General features: G+C 57.7%; 1 protein-coding gene. It reads left to right on the top strand.

Annotated elements, in window-relative coordinates; genetic code table 11:
- Positions 1 to 293 (top strand): YPDG domain-containing protein (locus HMPREF3056_RS09775; protein ID WP_198531321.1); only part of this gene is annotated, 293 nt, incomplete at both ends.

Genomic DNA, 293 nt, shown 5'->3' with positions numbered 1-293 from the left:
GACCAGTACACTCCTGAGTATGAGAACGGCTCTGGTAAGCCGGGTGATGACGTCGAGATTAAGAAGCCGACGTTTAAGGACGGCGACGGCAAGGAGACCACTCCGCCGGAGGGCACCAAGTTTGAAAAGGGCGAGGGCGCGCCGGAGGGTGTGACCGTTAACGAGGATGGTTCCGTCAAGGTGACCATTCCTGAGGGCGCTGAGCCTGGTACGAAGATTGAGGTTCCGGTTAAGGTGACTTATCCGGATGGTTCGACTGATGATGCCACGGTGACTGTCACGGTTGAGCAGCC

Origin of the sequence: Corynebacterium sp. HMSC056F09 (assembly GCF_001815785.1) — a bacterium.
In the GTDB taxonomy this organism is placed as follows: Bacteria; Actinomycetota; Actinomycetes; order Mycobacteriales; family Mycobacteriaceae; genus Corynebacterium; species Corynebacterium hiratae.
The sequence above is the reverse complement of the archived record's forward strand: the minus strand, read 5'-3'. Positions and strand labels throughout refer to the sequence as shown.